The sequence below is a fragment of the Stenotrophomonas sp. FW305-C-20-S1 genome (assembly GCF_058783335.1).
On sequence record NZ_JBYTEK010000010.1, the window covers coordinates 1 to 7939 of the forward strand.

The window sequence follows — 7939 nt, forward strand, 5'->3', positions numbered from 1 at the left end:
TACGTCCCTGTAAGCTCGGTCGCGCCATCCATGGCGCTCACGCCCCCGCAACCGGACCCACCCCGCCTTCGACAGATCTCCGCAATCTGTCGGGATGGCATGACTTGCTCTTGGTGGGTGTCGACCCTGGTCGACACGTAGATCCACGCCATGCGTGGATGCTCTTTGATGAATTGTCGACTATTCGATTTCGATGGAGATTCATCCACGCATGGCGTGGATCTACCAGATTGCGGAAATCTGTCAGAGGTGGGGCGGTGTGGGTAGGCAGGACCGTTGGCGCCATGGATGGCGCCATCGAGCCCCCATGGATGGGTTTACGGCGTGTCCTGCCTGCCCATACCGCCCCGCCATCCCACTGACTGCCAGCTGTTGCTGTTGCTTCGGCCTCTGCGGGTGCCGGGCGCCGCCCGGCCGAACCCCCGTTACCTCAACAGTTGCGCGGTCATGCCCAGCGGCCGTGCATGCTCATCCATGTGCAGGGTGATGGCCTTGGCACCGAACATCTGTTCGGCAAGCTGATCGCTGGCACCCAGCGAATGGGCGATCTCCGCACGACTTGCGTCCTCGTGCGGGCCGCGCCGTTCCTTGCCGGAGAAGCGGTAGCGGTTGTACTCGGCCCAGGCGATCAGCAGCAGCGCACAGCACGCCAGGATCACCGGCAGGGCGATGATCACGAACGGGTCCAGGTGCTGCTTGCGCTCGTACAGCTGCAGCCACGCCAGCTGCCCACCGAGCAACCAGGACACCAGCGTGACCAGCGGTGCCCACAGGTAGAAGTAGAACCCCCAGAATGCCAGGGTCACAAAGCCCCAGGCAGTGCGTTGCAGCCGGGGCTGCTTGCGCGGTTTCTGGATCAGGCGCGAGTCGAAGCGGTTGGACGGCGTCCTGGCAGTCGTCTGGCGATGTGCGTTCATCGGATACCTCTGTCTGGGCTGACCCAGGTGGCTCGCTTGCCACGCCGCCGGAGAAGGGTCTTCGGCAGCGCCACCAGCGTGGTGAACAGGCTGATCAACCAGTACGCCATCGGGTACCAGATGACCCAGAAATAGTTGCGGCCGATATGCGTTTCGTAACGCCTGTCGATGATCAGGCTGCTGGCGAACTGCAGCAGGCAGACCAGGGCCAGGATCACGCCATGCCATTGCGGCAGCAACGTGTCGATGTACAGCGACGGCGGCATGGGGATGAACTTACCCACTGCCCACAGCAGGATGATCACCAGCATGGTGTAGGCCCACAGCACGCTGAGGATGTATTCCAGCAGCACGCCCCACATCCGCCGCTTGCGCCAGCTGAACAACGAGGAGCCGTGGCGCAGCAGGACTTCCACGCCGCCCTGTGCCCAGCGCAGTCGCTGCCGCCACAGGCCCTTCAGCGTTTCCGGCATCAGGATGAAGCACAGCGCATTGGGCTCGTAACGGATGTCCCAATGATCCAGCTGCAGCCGCCAGCTGATGTCGATGTCCTCGGTGACCATGTCATCGGCCCAGTAGCCGATGCGGTGCAGGGCGGTGCGACGGAACGCGGCAATGACGCCGGATACGGTGAAGATGCGGCCGTACACGCGTTGGGCGCGCTTGATCATGCCGATGATCGAGGAGAACTCCGCCACCTGCAGGCGGCCGAGCAGGGTGGAGCGGTTGCGGATGCGCGGGTTGCCGGTCACCGCACCCACGCGTGGGCCGCTGGTCAGGTGCCAGACCATCCAGTGCATGGCGAACTCTTCCAGCATGGCATCACCATCGATGCACACCAGGTACTCCGATCTCGCGGCCAGCGCGCCCATGCGCAACGCGTTGGCCTTGCCCAGGTTGCGGTCCAGGTGGACCACGCGCAGGCGCGGATGAAGCGCTGCAAGCGCGTCCAGGCGGGTGCCGGTGTCGTCGGTGCTGCCATCGTTGATGGCGATCACCTCAAAGTCCGGATAGCGCTGGGCCAATGCCGCGCCGAGGGTGTCGTCCAGGTTCGCCGATTCGTTGTGGCACGGGATCAGCAGGCTGGCGAACGGATACTCCGCCATCGGTGGTGGGTCGTTGCGCGGCCGCGACTTCCGCTCACGGCGGAAGAAGTAGTACAGGCCCCCGGACATCCAGAAGAACGCCATCACCATGGGGTAGAAGAAGGCGAACTGGAACATGGCGTTGAGCCACGGATTCATGTCCACGTCACTTCTCCGGGTACGGGAAGTTGCGCGCGGACATCGCCGCGCGTGCATCCTGGGTCGACGGCTTGTCGGCGATGAAATCGTCCGGGTACCACGCGAAATGGCGCACGCCCTGTGCCTGCAGGCGGCGGATCTGCGCGCGCAGCTGTTCGCCGCTGATCGGCCGCTGCGTGCGCCAGTCCACGGTCTGCAGCTCGAACATCGTGTGCTTCAGCTCGGGGTCGTGCGCACGCACGGCCACCACCAGCTTGTCCAGCCAACGCTGCGGGCGGCGGCTGCCTTCCATCCATGGCATCGCCATCAGCGCGGTGCGGTCGTAGGCCTTGTTGAACAGGTCCAGGCGCTGGGCGAACCACGCCGCGCTCTGCGGCTCCAGCACCGGCTGCGCGTACAGGTTGCGCACGGTGCCCAGCTTGGGGCGCCAGCGTTGTGCGCTGTCACGCAGTTCCAGGGTGAAATCAATCAGCGCCTGGGTGCGGCCGCCGTCGCTGCCTTCCTGCGGCAGCTGGGCCAGTTCGGTATCGCGCACGTAGCCGTCATCGTGGAACAGCAGGCCTTCGAAATACGAATTGATCGCCAGGTCTTCGTAGATGTCCTTGATGATCTGCCGTGCCTGCGGCTTGGTGAAATCCAGGCGGTACATGCCATCGCGTTCCGGGCTCTGGATGCCCAGCGCCGCACGCTGCGCGGCGTCGGGCAGTTCATAGCCCAGCACAGGCAACCACGCATACACCTTCACCCCGGCACGGGTTTTCAGCTGCCAGGCGACGCGGTTGAACAGGTCCGCGCGCATCGGCAGGTGGCGGTTCGGGAAGTACAGGGCATCGGCGGTGTTGTTGCCGTCCGGATCGGCGAAGGCCTGCAGGTAGACATGGGTCGGGCCGATCCGCTTCACCCGCTCGATCAGCGCATCCAGGTTGCGCGCCTGCTGTGCAGGGTCGCTGTCGTAGACCGAGTCCATATCGATCTGCAGTGCACGGGTACCGTCCAGATTGACGTTGCGGCGCAGCTCGAAGGCCAGCGAGGTGATGTTCGGATTGCTGGTCACCAGCAGGCGTGCCAGGCCATGCAGGTCGGCCGTCACCGGCGTGCTGCGACCTTCCAGGTCGAAGGACACCGGCATGCCCAGCTGCTCGGCGATGTCGTTGCTCAACTGGTTGTAGGCGGCATACGGCCAGACGATCGCTTTCGGGCGTACACCCAGTTCCTTCTCGATGCGCTGCACGCTGCGGCCGAGATCGTCGCGCAGGCGCTTCTCGTACTCCTGCGCGCTTTCATAGCGCTGCGCCTTGGGGTCGTAGATGCGGGTGATCACCGCCGGGGTCTGGTTGCCCTGCGGGTTGGACTGCACGCCGTGGTGCAGGTTGTCGGTATGGCTGGCCAGTTCGATCAGGCCGCTGGCCTGCATCTCGCGCAGCTGGTCCCAGGTCAGGAAGTCGTCATGGCCGAAGGGACGGTAGCCGTAGTCGATGGTGCGGCCCGGTGCCATGTCCACGTAGTCGGTGATCACCGCCACCAGCGCCGGATAGTTGTACGCGCGCAGCAGCGGATAGACGCGGCTGTACACGCTGCGCAGGCCGTCGTCGAAGGTCAGCAGCACCGGCCGTGGCGGTAGCGTTGCTTCACCGCGCGAGGCCTTGATCAGCTGTGACAGCGACACCGGGTGATAGCCATGCGCGGACAGCCAGTCCAGGTGCGCGGCGAAGTTCTGCGTGCTGACCGCGTAGGCGTCGCCGTCGGATTTTTCCAGCACATCATCGCGCACGTCGTGGTAGCTGAGGACCAGCAGGCCGTTGTCGGCCGCGTCCAGTTCCGCGGCCGAGCTGGCGCGCTGGGCTGCGGCAGGCAGGGCGAGGGCCAGCAGCGCCAGCAGCAGTACGGTCGTCAGGTTGCGAAGCATCCGTTCCATCTCATTCTCCCCAGCGCAGCGCGGCATCGAAGCCGATATGTCGTTCACGTTGGCCGTCGTAGACCGGCCGCGACCAACTCACGCCGTACTCGAGGATCCGCCCTTGATCGAACTGCCATTCGTGGCGATAGGCCACGGTTGGAATGATTGAACTGCCAAAACCTTCCTGCCAGTAGTTGCCCACCGACACCGTCAGGCGATGGCGGAAGTGGCGCTCGTAATGGCGCCACAGCTGTTGGTCGATGCGCAGGCCCACTTCCACCGAGCGATCCCGCGAGGGGTTGAAGTAGGGCGCATCGTCGCGGCTGCCACGGCTGGTGTAGACGCTGCCCAGGCCATCGATCAACAGGCGCGGGCGGGTGAACAGCCGTTGTTCGATCGCACTGTTCAGCGTATCGCGGCGGTTGCCATCGTCGTAACGGAACTGGCTGCCACCGAAGCTCCAGTGGGTGCGCTCGTTGCGCGTGTAGTCCACTGCAACCGCAACGCTGTCGGCGGTGATGCCGGCCACGCGTGCCTGCATCGAGGCTTCCGGATCATTGCGGGCAGCGGTCACGCCGGCATGCCAGCGATCGTTGAACTGCCAGCCGAAGCCGCCGCGCAGGCCGGTGTCGCCGATGCTGTCGTTGGGGCGCATCACCGCCGCCTCGGCATCGAGGCGGTCGAAGCGGTAGCGCACGCCGGCACCGATCCACAGCGGGTCGATGTCCTGGTCCTGGAAGCTGACCGAACGGCGGTCGGCGAAGGCAAACAGGCGCCAGCGGTCGTTGAGAACCGGCGAGGCCACTTCCACGCCGTAGTGCAGGTCGTCGTTGCCCAGCGGCGAGGTGCCGCCACCGCCGGAACTGCGGCCACCCTCGACCTTGGCCAGCAGCTGCCAGCCGCGATGGGCGCGCCAGTCACGGTCCATGCGTTGCACCGCCGGCTGGCTTGGATAGCGTGCCAGCAGGTCGTCATGCAGCGGCCGCGCCAGGTCGTCGCGTTGCAGCTGCACGTAGGATTCGTACATGCCCAGGCGCGGCGCGATGTCACGCGGGTCCAGGGTATAGGCCATCTGGTGGCGCTCAAGCGCCCGCCGTGGCCAGCCGCGCATCTGGTAGACGCTGCCCAGTGAAGTCTGCAGGCTGCCATTGCCCGGGCCGACCTCGACCAGGGCTTCCAGTTCGCGCTGGGCCGTGGGCAGGTCGCCGCTGTAGGCCCGCACCATCCCCAGGTTCAGGTCGGCCTCGTAACGCGCCCAGTTCTGGAAGGGGGTCTTGCCGCCGCCCCAGCGCCAGGCCGGTTCGTCCTTCTGCCAGGCCTGCAGGTAGCCCACCGCCTTCTCCGCCTGCTCGGTTTCCAGATAGGCATAGGCCAGCTCCGAGCGTGTCTCGAAGCGTGAGGGATCGTTCTTTGCGGCGGCCTCCAGCAAGGGAATGGCCTCCTCCGGGTTCTGGGTGGCCATCAGCGAGTCGCCTACGGCTGGCAGCACGTAATCGGGCAGGGCATGGCCTTCGCGCTGCAGCGCCCGCGCCTCGTCGCGCACCTGCGCGTGGCGGGCCAGGCGGTTGAGCAGGATCAGCCGGTCCATGCGGATACGCAGCGGCGCCTGCGCCTGCGCGGTGCCATCGCGCTCGACGTACTGCTCCATTTCCGCCAGCGAAGCCTCGGCCTCGACCAGCCGGGTGTCTTCGCTTTCCCCGTAGGCCAGGCTCCAGTTGACCAGCTTGGCCACGTAGTTGGCCTCCAGCCGCGCTTTCTGCTCCTGGTCGAACAGGTTGGGCCGGGCCTGGTAAAGCCGCCAGGCGCGATGGGCGTTGCCGATGTCGCCCAGGGTCAGGACCTGCAGCTTGTACAGCAGGTCGTCGTTGGGCTCGCGCAGCTGCGCCCGCTCGATCGCTGCCAGTGCATCGACCCAGCGTGCCTGGTCACGGTAGTGCCCGATCTCGGCGAGCCGGTCGGCGCGCGTGATGACGGTGGGCGGCGAGGCCGCGTGGGCCCAGCACGCCAGAGTGGCGCAGGCCAGGCCGACGCACAGCGCCAGCGGACGATGAACAACCATGAGACCCCCTAAGCATCCATTGCTGAACGATGTGCTCAAAAGTGTGACGCACATCACATGCCAACTATAGCTGACGCTCTGCCAAAGCGCCTACTTCCTATCCGTACCTTGTTGACGGAGAGTCCTTGGATGACCGGCCAGCCCTGTCGCAACGCGTTGTCGCGCATACACTTTTCTGCTGTCCACTGTGGAACGGCACGGGGCAGCGAGGGGCCGCCCGGGGCCGCCCTGTGGGGGCGTACCACGCTGGCAGGGCCGGTTCTGGACACGAAACGGGTCAGCTTTGGACACGCTACGTCACCCGCTGCGGTGGCGGTGTGTAGATCGCGGTAGTGGGGTGTGTGGGTCCAGCTTCACGGCGGCGGGCGTCAGCCCGCCGGTCCGGTCACCACAGGTCTTCCAGCTTGCGCGGCTTGCAGGCCACCCACGAGGCGCACAGCATCAGCAGCGCGCAGCCGAACAGGAAGGCGAAGGGCAGGGTCCAGCCCTCGCTGACGGTATGCAGCCAGCCGACCAGGAACGGGCCCAGGCAGCTGAAGCTGTAGCCCACGCCCTGCATGAAGCCGGACAGGGCCGCCGAACCGGTGGGGGTGCGCGTGCGCAGATTGATCAGGGTCAGCGCCAGCGGGAACGTGGACGGCCCGACGCCCAGCAGGCAGGCCCACAGCAACGGCGCCTTCATCGGGGCGAACAGCAGGCCGGCGAAGGCGATGACGAAGGCGGAGAAGCCGATCAGCACCAGCGGGAAGGGATTCTGCAGGCGCACCGCCAGCGATGGGATCACCAGCGATGGCAGCAGGCCCAGTGCCGAAAACACCGCAACCATCACCCCGCCGAAGGCGGGCGTGGCGCCGGCTTCGACCACGATGCGCGGCAGCCAGGTGAACATCGAATAGGTCATCAGCGAGGTCATGCCGAACATCAGCGTCATGCTCCAGCCCAACGAGGTACGCCAGACCTTGCCGTGCGGCTGCGCGGTGGGATCGCTGCTGTCCAGCACGGGCCTGGGCGCACTGCGTGCCAGCAGCATCCATGGCAGGGTCGCAGCCAGCGCCAGCAGCGCCCACATGCCCAGCGACACCCGCCAGCCTGCGGCGTTGGCCACCGGCACCGCCAACAGCGCCGGCATCATCGTGCCCAGCTGCAGCACGCTGATGTACAGCGTGCTCATGGTGCCGACCTTGTTGGCGAAGTAGCGCTTCACCAACGGCGGCACCACCACGTTGCCGATGCCCATGCCCGCCAGTGCGATCACCGAGCCCAGCAGCAGGGTGCCGACATTGCCGGCGCTGGAGCGCAGCAGCAGGCCGGCGGCAGCCATCAGCATCGCCAGCAGGGTGGTGCGCTCAAGGCCCAGGCGTCGTGCCAGCGCCGGGGTGGCGACGCCGAACAGAGCGAACGACGCGGTCGGCAGCATGCCCAGTACGCCGGTCATGGTGGTGCCGAAGCCGAACTGCTGGCCCAGCACGTCCAGCAACGGGGTGATGGAGGTGACGGCGGTACGCAGGTTGACCGCCGCCAGCAGGATCGCGGCGAACGCCAGCACGCGCCCGTGCAGCAGTGGTGGCGAAGGGGAGGTGGGCGAGGTCATGCGGTGTTCCTTGCAGGTGGCGCACGCCATGCAGAATGACGTGCAGCGCCCGCACCGGGCGCGGCCGGTGTGGCAGGTGGGGGAGTGGCGGCCATTGTACGTGGCCGGGCCGGGTCAGGTCCCCGGCGACATGTGCTGATGGCGGCGTAGCCGGGTGTCCCGGATTCCAGGTACAAAAAAACCCGGAGGACACTGATGTCTTCCAGGCTTCTTGGTGACCACCGGAGTGGT

The 7939-nt window shown here is 66.3% G+C and carries 5 protein-coding genes; all 5 read right to left on the reverse strand.

All coding sequences use genetic code 11. The features are described from left to right. Nucleotides 1-425 precede the first annotated feature (425 nt). A complete protein-coding gene (gene pgaD / locus AC3WTC_RS07235) occupies nucleotides 426-917 on the reverse strand; it encodes a poly-beta-1,6-N-acetyl-D-glucosamine biosynthesis protein PgaD (RefSeq protein ID WP_025876441.1) in 492 nt (163 codons plus the stop codon). Next, a complete protein-coding gene (pgaC, locus tag AC3WTC_RS07240; RefSeq protein WP_189914630.1) occupies nucleotides 914-2161 on the reverse strand; it encodes a poly-beta-1,6-N-acetyl-D-glucosamine synthase in 1248 nt (415 codons plus the stop codon). The genes pgaD and pgaC overlap by 4 nt, the downstream gene beginning before the upstream one ends. Before the next feature lie 7 nt (nucleotides 2162-2168). Beyond that, on the reverse strand, nucleotides 2169-4076 hold the full coding sequence (gene pgaB / locus AC3WTC_RS07245; protein ID WP_025876446.1) for a poly-beta-1,6-N-acetyl-D-glucosamine N-deacetylase PgaB: 1908 nt from the start codon (nucleotides 4074-4076) through the stop codon (nucleotides 2169-2171). Between the two features lies 1 nt (nucleotide 4077). Further along, nucleotides 4078-6117 carry a poly-beta-1,6 N-acetyl-D-glucosamine export porin PgaA gene (gene pgaA, locus AC3WTC_RS07250; protein WP_080148405.1) on the reverse strand — a complete coding sequence of 680 codons (2040 nt, stop codon included), beginning with the start codon at nucleotides 6115-6117 and terminating at the stop codon, nucleotides 4078-4080. 385 nt (nucleotides 6118-6502) lie between these two features. Beyond that, nucleotides 6503-7708: a CynX/NimT family MFS transporter gene (locus tag AC3WTC_RS07255; RefSeq protein WP_033831564.1), complete on the reverse strand. Its 1206-nt coding sequence runs from the start codon at nucleotides 7706-7708 to the stop codon at nucleotides 6503-6505. Nucleotides 7709-7939: the final 231 nt, after the last annotated feature.

Excerpts from the sequence above, each read along its gene's own strand:
- pgaD (WP_025876441.1), bottom strand. The coding sequence starts at position 917 with ATGAACGCACATCGCCAGACGACTGCCAGGACGCCGTCCAACCGCTTC.
- pgaC (WP_189914630.1), bottom strand. The coding sequence starts at position 2,161 with ATGAATCCGTGGCTCAACGCCATGTTCCAGTTCGCCTTCTTCTACCCC.
- pgaB (WP_025876446.1), bottom strand. The coding sequence starts at position 4,076 with ATGGAACGGATGCTTCGCAACCTGACGACCGTACTGCTGCTGGCGCTG.
- pgaA (WP_080148405.1), bottom strand. The coding sequence starts at position 6,117 with ATGGTTGTTCATCGTCCGCTGGCGCTGTGCGTCGGCCTGGCCTGCGCC.
- AC3WTC_RS07255 (WP_033831564.1), bottom strand. The coding sequence starts at position 7,708 with ATGACCTCGCCCACCTCCCCTTCGCCACCACTGCTGCACGGGCGCGTG.